The sequence below is a fragment of the Methanothermobacter tenebrarum genome (assembly GCF_023167465.1).
Lineage (GTDB): Archaea > Methanobacteriota > Methanobacteria > Methanobacteriales > DSM-23052 > Methanothermobacter_A > Methanothermobacter_A tenebrarum.
On sequence record NZ_AP025698.1, the window covers coordinates 961,539 to 976,232 of the forward strand.

The following is a 14,694-nucleotide window of genomic DNA, read 5'->3' on the forward strand; positions in this document are numbered from 1 at the left end:
TCCAGCTTGTATAGGAGGGAAAAAGAAGACTTATTTGAGGAGTTTTGTTTCGACTTGGCCGCCTGTCATTTCACTCATTTTCTGGTAGAAACTGTCCTGGAGTCCCCCAGGTATTTCCACGATAGCTATCCATGAGCCGTCCTTCTGCCATTCCTCTTCGATTATTTTACCAAAATTTGAGATAATACCATAAACTGGGCCGGCGGTTTCGCCGGGGATCTTAATGGCCACTTTAACCTTCTCAAATTTTATCGGTATCTTGGTGCGAATAGCCTTTAAGACGATGTTAACTTGCTCATCCACCGTCTTGAAGGGGTCAACATGAACTTTAGCCTCTTTCATGGCCTTTTCTATCCTCTTGGGTGGGTGTGGTAGGCCTGTCTGTGGGTTTATAGCCTCCCTGGCTATCTTGTTAACGATCTTCTTGTACTTTTCTTTTATCATCTGTCTTCGTTGTTCGGCTGTGAGTTGTATGCTCCCCTTTTTGAGTATTATCTTGGCGACTTCAAGTGGATCGTCAGTTTGGAATAGTTTGCGCATGGTCTCCTCGGATGCCTTATCACCCTTCCTGGCGTCCTTGAAAACTTCCTGGACTGCTAGTATATCCTCTATATCAGCCCCTGATTCGTCCTTTCTGAATTCAGCGGCTAGGTCAGGGTCCACGAGTATCTCGAATCTTTCACCGTGGGACTCCAAGCGGGCTATAACAGCATCTTCGAGGCTTACCATCCTAATTTACTCCTCTTCCTCCTTTTCCTTCCTTATTAGGAGTTCTTCAACATGGTCTCTTATCTCATCATCTGGTAGTTTCCTATACTTTTTATCCTTTGCATGGATTATTGCAATTTCAACACTCTCTGGTGTGGTTTTACCCTCTGTGGCCTCGTATATCGCATCCAATGCTAGGTTGATGGCCTCCTCTAATGTTAGGTCGTCACGGTATTTCTTCTCGAATTCTTCCATTGCGATGGGTCTTCCAGCGCCTATCGCGGTTGCCTTGTATTCTATTAGGGCTCCGCTTGGGTCTGTTTCGAATAGTCTGCATCCTTTTCCATTGACTCCTCCTATGATCAGGGCTGTTCCGAAGGGTCTTACACCACCATGTTGTGTGTAGAGTTGCTTCATATCACATATCTTTTTAGCCAGGCTCTCCACTCTTATGGGCTCATTATATGTTATCCTATTTATTTGAGCCTCTAGTCTGGCCTTTTCTATTATGGCTCTTGCATCAGCCACTAAACCTGAGGTAGCCGCGCCTATGTGCTCGTCGATTTGGAATATCTTCTCTATGGACTTCGGTTCTACCAGTTTACTTGTGGGTCTTTTATCAACCGCTAACACTATACCATCCTTTGATTTAACACCCAATGACGTCGTGCCTCTCTTAACAGCCTCTCTCGCATATTCCACTTGGAATAGTCTACCATCGGGGCTGAAAACTGTTATGGCCCGATCATATCCTGCGCTTTGAAGTGGTTGCATTTATATAACCTCTCATACATTTTTTCATGAACATAGTAAAAGTGAAATTTTTTTTGTATCATTTTTTTCTTATTTAGGTTTAATAAACTTTTGTGTTGCTGAGCGTATTGTACCTGAGATTCCGATGGTGTGAAGAGCAACCCTCCTATTATCATATTGGGATATGGAGGATAGTGCAGCCCTCACCTTCTCTTCTTCTCCACGCTTACATCGTATTATACATTTCTGTTTATAATTTTCACCATCTTTTATGGGCTCCCAGGCTCTTATAAGCCATGGTTTGAATTTGCTTGTTTCGCATTCTCCATGTAATCTGAGGCATGTGGTCCATATTATGGAGACTATATCATTTTTTTCTAGTGGTTCTTCGCTTATGATTTCAACTGCAAGGTATCTGTGGGGTTCCCTTAGACTCGGAGGGAGCATCTTCAATTTCATTAGACCCCCCCATTGACTATTTTCGCTCCGAGGACTATCATAGAATCCCTTTGCCTGTTGAATTCTATGATTGACCTTGGAATTGTTGATAGGGCGTCTATGATCTCGTCTTCTTGCATGTTAATGCATTTAAAAAGGGCTATTATGTCCCTTGGTGTTCTAAGGTCATAAGTTGATGTGGCGTTGCTGGTTATCACAATTGGGAAGTGGAATTTCCTGTGGAGTTTGATTATATCCCTGTAATATTCGAACAGTCTGGTGCGCACTTTCAAATATGATCTTATAATGTCACTGGTGTTTAATTCGATGGCTACATTGTTTTCTGCCGCGATCCTCGCATGTACGTGGTTTATCCCAGGGTCTCTCCTGTTCTGGTAGGGTCTTGTGAGGATGTCGACTCTGATGTTTTCGCAGGCTGCTCTGTTGATCTTTGGGTCTCCCCCTTCTACTATGATGATATCTGCTCTTTTCCTGAACTTGTCCACCTTCTTTCTTAACTGTTTTTGGGTTTCTGAGCTTATACTAACAGCCTTTATAATCTCAAAATCTTGGAACTCCTCTTCTAATCCTTTGAACGTCTCTCTCGCTTCTTTGTAGGATCCGTCAGGGTATGTGATGGCGGCTCCACTATAACCTAGTCTCTTGGCTTCTTTGAGTATTTTCTGGTCTTCTTGGAAGCTCTTACCTTGGATGTGCAGGTCATAAAATTTCATGTGATTAGTTTCTTGATGTTTTTTATCGCCACTTCTCGACGGGCTGGATAAGCTTCTATTTTAAGTTTTAAATGGATTGAATCTCCATGTTCTACCAGTTCCCATTCCCCATTGTATGCCCTTTGTTTATCCAATCTTAGGAACAGGTTGCCTGCCTCATCAACATGCCTTTCAATGTCCAAATCTCCTAAGAGTGGGATTATCCTCTCTGTGAACTTTTTTATTGTACCTTTGTCCGCGATCTTCCCTTTGAGGAGGGTGAGCGGGTTTCCATGGTGTCCTTCTAGTTCTTCCCTCCTTGGAGATGCTGTGGGTAGTATGTTCTTCAGTGCTTTGATGACCTTTTCTTCGTCTTCTGTCCCATGGACCATTACCCTATAGGATATGTTATGTATCATCTTACCTTTTCAGCACCCTTTCCCTTGTTTCTGAGGCCTCGGTTCTTTTTACCCTCGCTTGTAAGGCCTCTGAATACTCTTCCCTTCTGATTGCGGATCCAGTTTATCATGGGATCGTTTTTTATGTTGGGGTGGTGTGGGTCGACCAATATTACCTCATAGTATTTGTATTTCCCGTCTTCCCATACCCAGTATGAATTTAGAACCTCCAGATTCGGGTATTTACGGGCTACCCTTTCTTCGGCTATCCTCTTGAGGCTTTTTTTGGTGGTTATCTTCCTAACACCCATCCTTTTAGGTCGCCTACCGCCCTTGAATCGGCTTTTTCTCATGCTCCCGCGTCTTACCCGCGTCCTCACGAGTACGAATCCCTTTTTTGCCTTGTAACCTAAGGATCTTGCACGGTCGAGTCTGGTTGGCTTTTCTATCCTGTGGATCGCCTTCTGTCTCCTCCATATGGGGGCTCTCTCCCACATGAGCTCTCTTACATATGATTCCTTTGGGGTTTTCCATGCTTTCCTAATATACTTGTACATTGACCTTCCACCTTCCCAATTCTCTCTCTTTTGTTCAGCCCCCCGGGCCACATCCAATGTGGTGAAATCCTTGGGGGGGTGAATACTCTAATAGAATAATCCATATTAGTTGTTAAAATAAAAAGTAATAGGGTGGATTTTATAAGCTGCTCTTATAAATACTTATCGCCTACTGGATGATTATTCTTCGAGGACCTCATAGAGTATTTTCATCGCCTTTGTGAATGGTGGGTTTCCTGATGTTAGTAGCACCACCCTTAACACGTCTACTATTTCATCCCTTGTAACTCCAAATTCTTTTATGGCACTTTCTATCTGTTTTTTCACTGCCCTGTCATCCGATTTCGCGGCGGTTATACCCAAGGCTATCAGTTTCTGCGTCTTATAATCTAAGACTTTCCCTGTGTATACTGCTTCGTTTAATTCGACTAGGGCCTTGTAGATTTCCGGGTAATCCCTTTTAGCATAGGTTACTCCTTTACCATAGAATATATCTTCTTTCATTTTTCTTGCCACCTCAACTATAATATGTTGTTTTTTGTATTATTTATTCTTTTTCCTCTGGGGTGGGGGTTTTCTCGGTTCTTTCTTTGAACAATTCTGATATCCCGGCTATCGAGCCTAGGATCCCTGCTGTTTCGACTGGTAGGAGTATCTTAGTTGCTTGTCCATCCGCGATCTTTTCAAGTGCTTCTAGGTATTTTAGGGCTATTATGTCATTGGTTGGGTTTCCCTCGTGCATGGATTTGAATATTGTGAGTATGGCCTTTGCCTGTCCTTCTGCCAGGGCCACTTCCTTGTATTTTTCCGCATCCGCAACCTTTTTTATGGCCTCTGCTTTACCCTCTGCTTCTAGTATGGCTGCTTGTTTGTCTCCTTCGGCTTTTTTGATCTCTGATTGTTTGTATCCTTCTGCTTCTAGTATGGCTGCTCTTTTCATCCTTTCTGCTTTCATCTGCTTTGACATGGCCTCTACGATATCCTTGGGCGGTTCTATGCGTTGTATTTCCACGCGGACAACCCTTGTACCCCATCTGTCAGTTGCCTCGTCCAATACTTTCCTTAGTTGGGCGTTTATCATTTCCCTTGATGTCAATGTTTCATCTAATTCCAGGTCGCCTATTATGTTTCTAAGGTTTGTCTGGGCGAGTTTTGTAACTGCCTGGTAAAAGTCAACTACATTGTATACTGCATTGAATGGGTCGACAACCTCGTAGAATATTACGCAGTCAACCACCACAACAGTGTTGTCCTTTGTTATGACTTCCTGGGGTGGTACGTCAACTACCTGCTCCCGCATGTCAACCTTTTTTATGGTTTCAATAAAGGGTATTATCATGACGAGTCCGCTTTCAACTGTCCTCTGATATTTACCGAGTCTTTCAACCACGCCCTTTTCATAGGGTCTTAAGATTTTTATGCTCTTATATGCGAGTACTAGGAGCACTAATACTATTATTATGCTTAGAATATCCATTGTGGATCACCTCAAACTATCCCCTTTTTTTCTCTACGATGAGTTTAACACCATCTACAGCTTTTATAATGACCTTATCACCCTTTTTAATCTTATCATGGGATTTAGCGCGCCATATTTCACCATCAAACTTAACAAGGCCATCTTCTATTACAATCGCTGTTTGTCCTATCAGCCTATCTGTCACAGCCCTCCTCTCTGGTTCCCCCGAAATCCGAGAAGCAAATGGCCTCGATATTCCAATCAAAACCACCGAAACCAAAAGGAATGCTATAAACTGGATCGTGAAATTAAAACCCAAATAACTGAGCGCTGCCGCCACAAACGCGCCAACACCAAACCATAAAAGAAAAAATCCACTTGTAACCATCTCACCAATAAGACACACAGCCCCAATAACAATCCAACTACCATAATCCATAATACTCCACCAACCAATAATTATGACCCACATCCCATATTAACCATTCACCATATATATTTTACTCTACCACGAGGGGGGCATGAAATTGGATGAAATCCTAGAAAAAATCGAAGAATTTTTTGGCTTCATACCAGAAATATTCAAGATCCTAGAATATGAACCCCAAATCCTAAAAGTGTACTACGATAAAATGGAAAATATACTATCTAATGACACGCTCCCACTAGTTACAAAGGAACTTATAGGGGTGGGGGCCGCGGCAGCCCTTGGCTCAGAACATTGCCTCAAAACCCACATCAAAGTTGCAAAGCGCCTTGGAGCATCCGATGATGAAATACTACTAGCAATCCTTATAGGGGCGAGCATGGCCGAGTCAACAGCACTTTCAAAATCCCTGAGAACATTCAAAGAGGAAATACTATGAAATTCATCCACCTGATATTGAAGAATCCATTCAGGAACAAGATAAGAAGTATCCTTGCCATCATCGGGATAGCTATTGGGATCGCGACTATCGTCGCCCTTGGTATAATAACAGAGGGGCTTAAAGAGTCTACACAGGAAACACTCAAGGCTGGTGGGGCTGATTTCACAATCGTGGAATCAAACGTATCAGACATGTTTCTAAGCACAATAGACGAAGACTACATCAACAAGATAAGGGATGTGAATGGGGTTAAAGAGGCTGTGGGCGTCTTAACATCAGTACAACCCGTGGAGGATACTCCATATTTCGTGGTTATAGGGATAGACCCATCAAAGATAACCCTAAGCCAAGTGAAAATAGCAGTGGGAAGAAGCATCAAAGAAGAAGATGAAATCATAATAGGAAAAGTAGCATCAGAGAAACTGAACAAGACAGTGGGGGATAAAATCAGCATAAAAGGGGAAAACTACAGGATAGTGGGCATATTCGAATCAGGGAACATACAAGAGGATGGTGGGGCGTTCATATCACTCAAAAAACTACAAGAGATAGAAGACAAGGAAGATAAAGTGACCATGATCTATGTTAAAGCAGAAAAAAATGCAAACATCGAAAAAATCAGAGACCAAATAGAAGAGAAATATGGTGAAAACCTCACAACCATAGCATCACTCGAAGACCTGCAAAGCGTAGACCAGGGCCTTAAGACAGTTGACGCTGCAAGCTGGGCCATATCACTCCTAGCAGTGATCATAGGGAGTATTGGTGTGGTTAACACGATGATAATGTCCGTGTTCGAACGTACAAGGGAGATAGGGGTTCTAAAGGCTGTTGGATGGAAGAACAAGAGGATCCTCACAATGATACTAGGTGAATCCCTGATCCTAACATTAATCGCGGCTATAATAGGATCTGTAATGGGCGTGACAGCCATACAAATACTCACACACCTCAACATGGGAGGATTCATAAAACCAGTTTACAGTCTAAATATTTTCCTCAAAGCATTTATCGTCGCAATCTTCGTAGGACTCCTTGGAGGATTCTACCCAGCATATAGGGCTACAAGACTAGAAGCCACAGAAGCCCTAAGATACGAATAAACGTGAGAAAAAATGATAATCGATATAAAAAACCTTAAAAAGACCTTCGATGATGGTAAAATAGTCGCACTTGATGGTATAAACCTCCAAGTAGAAGAGGGAGAATTCATCTCCATCATGGGCCCTTCAGGTTCCGGTAAATCAACACTACTCAATATGATAGGAGCCCTAGACCGGCCAGACTCTGGGATGATAAAAGTCGCCGGGCGAAATTTGATGAAAGAAAAGGATCTGAGCAGTTTCAGGGCCCGGGAGATAGGGTTCATCTTTCAGTTGCACAACCTCATACCCAACCTCACAGTCCTTGAAAATGTTGAAATACCAATGTTTGAAGGCCCATACGAGGATAGGATGGATGAAAGGGCTATGGAGTTGCTCGAGTACCTTGGACTCGCCGACAAAGCTGACAGGCTACCATCAGAGCTCTCCGGGGGTGAGAGGCAGAGGGTGGCTATTGCAAGGGCCCTTGCTAATGATCCGACCATAATACTGGCTGATGAGCCGACAGGATCCCTCGATTCAAAGACGGAAAAGAAGATATTAGAGAAACTTAAAGAGTTAAATAGGGAGCATAAAGTCACCATAGTGTTAGTGACTCATGATCCTCGGGTTGCCTCAATGGCCTCAAGGATCATAGAAATACTTGATGGAAAAATAGTAGGAGGATAAAAAACTGTGAAATTGAATGTTGCCTGGTGTATAACAGGAGCAGGAGACAAGATCATAGAAACCTACGAGGTTATGAAGGATATCAAGGACACCTACAATGGCAAGGCCGTGATAAAAGTTTTCATTTCCAAGGCGGGAGACCAGGTAGTTAAGTATTATGGGATCTATCAGGATCTTGAAGCAAATTTTGACCAGAAATGGGTTGAAATCAGTGCTAATTCGCCATTTCTCGCAGGTCAGGTGCAGTTAGGTAAATATGATTTTCTCCTTATAGCACCCTGCACGTCGAATAGTGTTGCTAAGATATCACTTAGGATAGCTGATACTCTCATCACGAACGCGGCTATAATGGCGCAAAAGGCTGGTGTACCAGTATATATCATGCCCACAGATTTTGAAGAGGGTACCACAGAGACCAGGTTACCGAATGGGAAGATATTAACACTTGAAATAAGAAGAGAGGATGTTGAACACGTTAAAAGATTATCTAGGATGAAGAACACCCATGTATTCAAGGATCCTGAGTACATCTATAAGATATTTGAAAGGTTAACCAGGGAATAGATTATCCGATAAGTTCTTGTATGGTGGCCTCGTAGGTGTAGATGGTCTTATCATCCTCCTTTATAATATCAAGTGAACCCGTGCCCCTGAAGTAGGCCTTTCTTTCTCCCGTGCCTGCGATGTTCATTGTCAAGGGTTCCATGTCCGCAAGTGACTCGAAGAATCCTACTATCTCCTCTATTTCACCTTTATCTGGGCTTTTGAATTTTATGGATAATGTGCCCTTCTGTCTTTCCTCCATCCTAATTATATCCTGGTTGACTTCAAGTTTCTTGGTGTTCACGGTAAAAACTACCTTTTCCATATCATCCTCCCCCCATCCTTGATATTATCTTCTTTAGCAGATTTAATCCTTGTGGTAAGACTATTATTAAAAGTAGGATTCCATTCATTAAAGTTGAATAGAAGAGTTGATCCATGGGATTTGATGGGGTTGAAAAGTTGGTGAAAAGTGATGGTAAAGGTTCATAGAATGATGAGGTCCCATCATTTACTATGAGTGCGCAGAACATGTTATTAGCGGTGTGGATGCCAATGGCTGTTTCAACACCATCTTCTAATACTGTGATAACCGCCACCACTAGGGCGAAGATGAACGTATCAATGAAAATGTTAAGATTACCCATAAGTGTTAGCTGGTTTCCCCAATGTCCAATGGCAAATATTACAGAGGATATTAAAATCGCTAACCAAGGTCTCCTCACAGACAAGTTCAAAGCTTGTAGTAGGTATCCCCTAAAGAAGATCTCCTCAAAACCAGCCTGAAAGAAGATAGTTAGACTTATAATAAAAAGGAATGGATAAGCCGCCGCATCAAAAGTGAACTTAATGTTAGGATCCGGTAAACTGAAACTCAAGGATAATAAGAGCATAGCAAACCATACAAAAAAACCCTTAAAGATCCTATACCATTGTAGGCGCTCATGAGCAGTTAAAACACTCCTAAAATCCCTCCCATGGATGAGGACCATGCAAAAAAATAGTAGTAATATTAAGAATGCGCTTACAATATTATAGGAGAGGATATCCAAAAACCCTCGGAAGAATCTTCCTATTGGAAAATGCGAACCTGTGAGATCGAATATTAAGCCAGCAAACCCAAATAGGACGTAGACCGCCACTATCCCTATGATCGTGCCTATTGAGATCCCAGGATTTGTTAATATGATGGTGAACAGGTATCTCCACCAATCATTTTTTCCCTCTCTTGCAAGTTGCAAAAATTTCATAAACTCATATCTCGGGGATGTTAACCAATAAAAATTTTGTTATTACACCCCCCAGGTTATGAGGGGTCTAGAATTTGTAGCCGATTTTCCTCAGGAACTGTTTTCTCTGGATTATGTCCTCTTCTTCTTCTATTCTACGTGGACTTTCACCATCTATTACTCCTATTATCCCCCTGCCCTGTTGTGTTTCAACTAGGAGGACTTGCACTGGGTTGGCTGTCGCGCAGAAGATGTTAACAACTTCTGGAACATCCTTTATACGTTGTAGCACATTTATTGGGAACGCATTCCTTAGGAGTATGAGGAATGAGTGTCCAGCCGCTATATCAAGCATTTTATCGGCTGCAAGTTCTTCCAGTTCTTCGTCATTGCCAACATGTCTTACGAGACAATCTCCTGAAGCCTCGGCGAATGCGATCCCAAATTTTGCATGTGGCACTGTATTCACTATAGCCTCATAGAGGTCCTCAACGGTCTTTATAAAATGGCTTTGGCCAAGGATGAAATTTATATCCTCTTCAAATTCTATCTCTACTATTTTTATCTCCATCAGAGTATCCCCCCAGGAACTTCCTTATTGGTAGGTTATGTGCAGATGGCCAAAATAATATTATTGGTTTTAAAACCCCATCATATCAAATTAACTTTAACTTATATAAAGTAAACTTTAAATATTGGGTGGGGGTGAATATAACCAATACGGGAGGAAAAAACCATGAAAAAAATAATACTAACTGCCACAATCTTCATTGCCATTGCAATGATAAACGCAGCATCAGCCGCTGAAGTTAACGGCCAAATCAAAGAAATATACAATGAAACAAGCGGAACCTACACCAGCCTAGATAATGCCATACCAGTCGAAAACGCGACCATAAAATTAAAATACAACGGGACAATCATAAATGAGACAAAAACAGACAAAAACGGCTACTACACCATAGGATTCACCCCCATGACCAACCCCCTCCAACTAGAGATATCCTATCTCACCTACAAAAAGGCCACCTACACCATCAATGGAACCTGCACAATAAACCATACATTCATGCCAGATATCGCCATCATAAGCTCAGCACCCGAGAAAGCAAAAATACTCACATCATTAGGCAACAGACGCATAATATACCATGACATGTGGAATCCCGCATCAGCAGCTAATGACTGGATACTAGAATATGTGAACTTCGCATACCTTGACATGGCAATGCCAGGCACAGGCTGGGGCGACTCATGGTACCCCTACCTACTAAGGAGCCCTGCAAACAGAAACTTCAAAATAGCAGCCGCCTTCGGGTACCCCACAGACACGGACAGCGACCCCTGGGGCGGCACCGGACTCCACCTCCTCGGGGGAACGCCAGAAGCGCCAGAAAACGACACACCAGACACCATTGAAAACACTTACATTGCAAGTTACTGGGCCCTTGCATCCGGATCAGCAACCAAGGAAAACCTTGAAAACATGATCAAATACATCTACTACCTCCTCGGTGAAACATCATACAATCCTGTTGAACATGGCGAGGGGCCAATAATGGCAGCGCCTGACTGGGGATTATATCATCCAGATCATGGCGTGGCAGGGATCATCCCCACACGAGACCAGATAAAAAATTGGATAGAAATAAACCCCGGACTACTACCACCATATGACAGCCTAAAATGGATAGATGAAGACTATACAACCTGGGCAAGTGAACAACGCTGGAACCTATACAATAGATTCGGGGAATGGTACAATCAAACGCAGAATATCACCGGACCATTCATTGTCGTGGTAAGCTATTCACCATCCCCAGTAGTTGATGCAATAATCAGAGAAGCCGAAAAAAATGGCAGAGCCGCCTTCTGCCTATATCAGGGTGCAACCAATCCACCCGTAACCTCATTCCTAGGAGAACTTGTAACTGGCAAACCACTTGGCAGAGACATAAACGCCATAATATCACTATACTCATGGTCCCTGAATTATGCCAACCTCCCTAATGGGGGCGCCCTCCAAGAACTCACAATGATGAACATTCCAGTGATCAAGGGCGTGCAACTATATGACAATTCAAGTCTCACCAACCCCCTCGGGGCACAATATGAATGGACATGGCAGGTTACAATACCAAGCTTCGAAGGCGTGTTCTCACCAATCCTAGTATCATACACAGACAATCAAGGCGAGGAAATCCCACTAGAAGCAGGTGTTAAAAAGATAGTGGACATCGCAGATAAATGGGCGAAGCTAAGAGAACTCGAAAACAGCACCAAAAGGTTGGCCATTATAGTATACAACTACCCCCCTGGAAAGGATGGGCTCACAGCATCCTACCTTGACGTCTTCCAAAGTTTACATGAACTACTCACCAAACTCAAAGAAAACGGTTACAATACAGGAGAAATACCATCCCCAGAAGAACTCTACACACTATTGATAGAATGCGGTAACAAGGGCACATGGGCAAAACCACTACTAGAAGAATACATTTCAGAACACAAAACCGTGCTAGAGGAAAACGGGCAACTCATAAACCTTGAAACATATCTTAGATGGTTCAACGGACTCCCAGGGGAACTAAAGGAAGAGGTTATCAAGAAATGGGGAGAACCACCCGGAGAGGTTATGACAACAAATGGGACCATAGTAATCCCAGGGATAGTCCTCGGGAACATCTTCATAGGGATACAACCAAGCCGCGGATGGGAAGAAGCACAAGACTACCATAACTCCTACTTACCACCACACCACCAATACATAGCATTCTACAAATGGATAGAAGAGGTTTTCAGAGCAAATGCCATGATACACCTCGGAACCCACGGAACCCTCGAATGGCTCCCAGGCCGCATGATAGGATTAACAGAGGAAGACTGGCCATTCCAACTCACGAACTTGCCAAACATCTACCCTTATATAGTCTCCAACCCTGGTGAAGGGCTCGTAGCGAAGGACAGGAGCAACGCGCTTATAATAGATCATATGACACCAGCAATGGTCCAAAGTGGCCTCTATGGTGATCTCATTGAAATCCATGATCTCATACACCAGTACCAGAACGCATTGAAAGTGGGTAACATGCAAATACTCCCTGAACTTGAAAATGAGATAAAGACAAAGGCTTCAAAGTTGGGCTTTAAAATTTCAGGCAACTTTGAAGAGGCTCTAGAAGAACTCCATCTGAGATTACATGAGATCGAAAATGATATAATACCCCTTGGACTCCATTCCCTCGGCAAGGTTCTCAGTGGAGAAGAGCTCATCGAAGAAGTTTTTACCATAGCATCTTCAAGGTCAGATCTTCTCGAAAATGTGAAAAGGAAACTATACCCTTCACTCACATTAAGCTATTCTGAAATGTCCACAGACGCATCCTATGAAGATGAAGTGAAAAATATCAAGGAAACAGCAAAGGAATGGATAAGGAGTATAGTAAATGGCACCATACCAGATGATATCGACGTTAATGACCTCCAATTCATAAATGATACAATAAATAAGATCAAAGCTAACAGAGAATGGCAGAATCTCCTAGATGCCCTGAATGGGTGCTTCATAGAACCTGGATTGGCAGGGGACCCTGCATGGAGTGATGTGTTGCCAACAGGCGTTAACTTCTATGCCGCCAACCCAAAGAAGATGCCTACAAAGGCTGCGTGGGAAACCGCCAAGAAGATCGTGGACAATCTACTCATAGACTATTATAAAGTCCATGGCAAGTTCCCAGAGCTCGTGGGCATGGTCATGTGGGGCACGGAACTATTACGGACAGACGGACTTGCAATAGCAGAATTCCTATACCTACTCGGTGTAAAGCCAGTTTGGAACCCTAACGGTGACTTGAACCCGGAACCCGTCCTTATGAGTCCATCAGAGCTTAAAATAGTAGTCGATGGTGTGGAGATACAGCGGCCAAGGATTGACGTTTTTGTAACAGCTGTCACAGGATACCAAGGTTGGATAGACTTGATGAATAGGGCTGTTGAACTGGCAGCTTCAGCCAATGACACCATAAATTATGTTAAAAAACACTATGAGGAATGCCAATCCCTCGACAGAGTATTTGGTCTAAGGGGACTTGTACTTGAAGGCACTGGAGTTTCAGATCTTCTACCAAACACTTCAAAATGGCAATTGACAAGTGAACTCGCCGATGTTTATCTTTCCAGGGTTTCATATGCCTGGAGGTCAACAGCCACCGGCATCAGTATACAGCAGAATAAGGGAACATTCCAATACTTGCTCAAAAATATGGATCTCATGACACAGAATCTTGACAGCACCTGGCGTTTGCTCGACACAGACGACTATTACGACTGGTTTGGTGGAATGTTACTCGCTTCAAGACAACTAGGTGGAAACCCACACACTTCACTCGTAGATATAAGAAACAAGAATACCATCATCACAAGAAGCATCGAAGAAGAAGTTGAATTGGAAATAAGGTCCCAGCTTCTTAATCCAAGGTACATGGATTCTCTCCTAGGTTCCCCAAGTGGTTGGATGGAATATGCTTCAAGGTACAAGAATGCATTCGCAATAGCCGTCACCAGCAATTCTATAAGCGAACAACTATGGACACAAATGGCTGAGAACCTTTTAACGCCAAGATTTGGCGCTCCAGGACCTTATGGGGCGTTCGCAGTCCAATCAATGATCGGATGGGTGCTTGAAGCTAACAGACGCGGGATATGGACCCCAAGTGACAGTAGCCTGGTGACAAGCCTCGTAGACCGGTACATAGGAATCGCAAACCAGTATGGTGTGGCTTGTTGTCATCACACCTGTGGTAATATTGTGTTTAATCAGTGGCTTGTGAGTGTTTCATCATTGAATTCTGCGGCTCTTCAAAAATTTGCAGGTGTTTTTGCAGCGGCTACTGGAGCGAAACTCGTTGTTCCAGGCGGGTCAGAGACTCCCGGACAACCAGGCGTGCCGGGCACCCCAGGACAACCAAGTCCTGGTTATACTCGTAGTCAGGGGCATGGTGTGAGTCCCGGTTATACTGGTGGTCAAGGACAGGCAGGTGGACAAACCAGTTCAGGAGCTGGAAGTGCTGCAGCCGCCACGGCTGAGGGTGCAGGGCCAGGACCATCTGCAAGGAGAAGTGGCAGGGTTTTTGAGGTCTCAGCATCATCTGCAGGGGGTTCAGGGAGTCAAATGCCATTTTATGCACTACTAGGTGTCATAGGCATCGTACTCCTCATAGGCGCCGGTTACTTCCTCAAAGGACAAATATGATCTC

17 protein-coding genes are annotated in these 14,694 nt (G+C 43.4%); 5 read left to right on the forward strand and 12 right to left on the reverse strand.

Annotated features, from left to right (window positions below):
* Nucleotides 1-30 precede the first annotated feature (30 nt).
* The 9 genes from MTTB_RS05315 to MTTB_RS08470 all read right to left on the reverse strand — a co-directional run bounded on the left by MTTB_RS05315 (nucleotide 31) and on the right by MTTB_RS08470 (nucleotide 5,231).
* Complete coding sequence (locus MTTB_RS05315; protein ID WP_248563999.1) at nucleotides 31-729, reverse strand: ribosome assembly factor SBDS; 699 nt, start codon at nucleotides 727-729, stop codon at nucleotides 31-33.
* Between the two features lie 6 nt (nucleotides 730-735).
* Complete coding sequence (gene psmA / locus MTTB_RS05320; RefSeq protein ID WP_248564000.1) at nucleotides 736-1,482, reverse strand: archaeal proteasome endopeptidase complex subunit alpha; 747 nt, start codon at nucleotides 1,480-1,482, stop codon at nucleotides 736-738.
* A 69-nt stretch (nucleotides 1,483-1,551) separates the two neighbouring features.
* Nucleotides 1,552-1,920 (reverse strand): Rpp14/Pop5 family protein, encoded by a 369-nt coding sequence (locus tag MTTB_RS05325; RefSeq protein ID WP_248564001.1) that lies wholly within the window; start codon nucleotides 1,918-1,920, stop codon nucleotides 1,552-1,554.
* The gene (rnp3, locus tag MTTB_RS05330) at nucleotides 1,920-2,633 is read right to left on the reverse strand and encodes a ribonuclease P protein component 3 (RefSeq protein ID WP_248564002.1); all 714 of its coding nucleotides are present in this window, start codon (nucleotides 2,631-2,633) and stop codon (nucleotides 1,920-1,922) included. The genes MTTB_RS05325 and rnp3 overlap by 1 nt, the downstream gene beginning before the upstream one ends.
* Nucleotides 2,630-3,031, reverse strand: a complete 402-nt coding sequence (locus MTTB_RS05335) for an RNA-binding domain-containing protein (protein WP_248564003.1) — start codon at nucleotides 3,029-3,031, stop codon at nucleotides 2,630-2,632. The genes rnp3 and MTTB_RS05335 overlap by 4 nt, the downstream gene beginning before the upstream one ends.
* Complete coding sequence (locus tag MTTB_RS05340) at nucleotides 3,028-3,567, reverse strand: 50S ribosomal protein L15e (protein ID WP_248564004.1); 540 nt, start codon at nucleotides 3,565-3,567, stop codon at nucleotides 3,028-3,030. Before MTTB_RS05340 ends, MTTB_RS05335 begins: the two co-directional genes overlap by 4 nt.
* Nucleotides 3,568-3,747: 180 nt before the next feature.
* Nucleotides 3,748-4,071, reverse strand: a complete 324-nt coding sequence (locus MTTB_RS05345) for a carboxymuconolactone decarboxylase family protein (RefSeq protein WP_248564005.1) — start codon at nucleotides 4,069-4,071, stop codon at nucleotides 3,748-3,750.
* A gap of 43 nt (nucleotides 4,072-4,114) precedes the next feature.
* Nucleotides 4,115-5,044, reverse strand: coding sequence for an SPFH domain-containing protein (locus MTTB_RS05350; RefSeq protein ID WP_248564006.1), 930 nt, complete (start codon nucleotides 5,042-5,044; stop codon nucleotides 4,115-4,117).
* Between the two features lie 16 nt (nucleotides 5,045-5,060).
* On the reverse strand, nucleotides 5,061-5,231 hold the full coding sequence (locus tag MTTB_RS08470) for an NfeD family protein (protein ID WP_486867671.1): 171 nt from the start codon (nucleotides 5,229-5,231) through the stop codon (nucleotides 5,061-5,063).
* Nucleotides 5,232-5,547: 316 nt separating this feature from the next.
* Here MTTB_RS08470 and MTTB_RS05360 point away from each other — a divergent pair, with 316 nt between their 5' ends.
* Genes MTTB_RS05360 through afpA form a run of 4 tightly spaced genes read left to right on the forward strand, consistent with a single transcriptional unit; the run spans nucleotide 5,548 to nucleotide 8,231 of the window.
* Nucleotides 5,548-5,892, forward strand: a complete 345-nt coding sequence (locus tag MTTB_RS05360; protein WP_248564007.1) for a carboxymuconolactone decarboxylase family protein — start codon at nucleotides 5,548-5,550, stop codon at nucleotides 5,890-5,892.
* Nucleotides 5,889-6,998 (forward strand): ABC transporter permease, encoded by a 1,110-nt coding sequence (locus MTTB_RS05365; protein ID WP_248564008.1) that lies wholly within the window; start codon nucleotides 5,889-5,891, stop codon nucleotides 6,996-6,998. Before MTTB_RS05360 ends, MTTB_RS05365 begins: the two co-directional genes overlap by 4 nt.
* A gap of 12 nt (nucleotides 6,999-7,010) precedes the next feature.
* Nucleotides 7,011-7,667 carry an ABC transporter ATP-binding protein gene (locus tag MTTB_RS05370; RefSeq protein WP_282570344.1) on the forward strand — a complete coding sequence of 219 codons (657 nt, stop codon included), beginning with the start codon at nucleotides 7,011-7,013 and terminating at the stop codon, nucleotides 7,665-7,667.
* Between the two features lie 12 nt (nucleotides 7,668-7,679).
* Nucleotides 7,680-8,231 carry an archaeoflavoprotein AfpA gene (gene afpA / locus MTTB_RS05375; protein WP_248565284.1) on the forward strand — a complete coding sequence of 184 codons (552 nt, stop codon included), beginning with the start codon at nucleotides 7,680-7,682 and terminating at the stop codon, nucleotides 8,229-8,231.
* A gap of 1 nt (nucleotide 8,232) precedes the next feature.
* On the opposite strand, the gene MTTB_RS05380 is transcribed toward afpA, so the two are convergent.
* From MTTB_RS05380 to MTTB_RS05390, 3 genes are all read right to left on the reverse strand, one after another.
* Nucleotides 8,233-8,535, reverse strand: coding sequence for a hypothetical protein (locus MTTB_RS05380; RefSeq protein ID WP_248564009.1), 303 nt, complete (start codon nucleotides 8,533-8,535; stop codon nucleotides 8,233-8,235).
* 1 nt (nucleotide 8,536) lies between these two features.
* Nucleotides 8,537-9,460: a CPBP family intramembrane glutamic endopeptidase gene (locus MTTB_RS05385; protein ID WP_248564010.1), complete on the reverse strand. Its 924-nt coding sequence runs from the start codon at nucleotides 9,458-9,460 to the stop codon at nucleotides 8,537-8,539.
* 67 nt (nucleotides 9,461-9,527) lie between these two features.
* Complete coding sequence (locus MTTB_RS05390; RefSeq protein WP_248564011.1) at nucleotides 9,528-10,010, reverse strand: adenosine-specific kinase; 483 nt, start codon at nucleotides 10,008-10,010, stop codon at nucleotides 9,528-9,530.
* Between the two features lie 165 nt (nucleotides 10,011-10,175).
* Here MTTB_RS05390 and MTTB_RS05395 point away from each other — a divergent pair, with 165 nt between their 5' ends.
* On the forward strand, nucleotides 10,176-14,690 hold the full coding sequence (locus MTTB_RS05395) for a cobaltochelatase subunit CobN (RefSeq protein WP_248564012.1): 4,515 nt from the start codon (nucleotides 10,176-10,178) through the stop codon (nucleotides 14,688-14,690).
* Nucleotides 14,691-14,694: the final 4 nt, after the last annotated feature.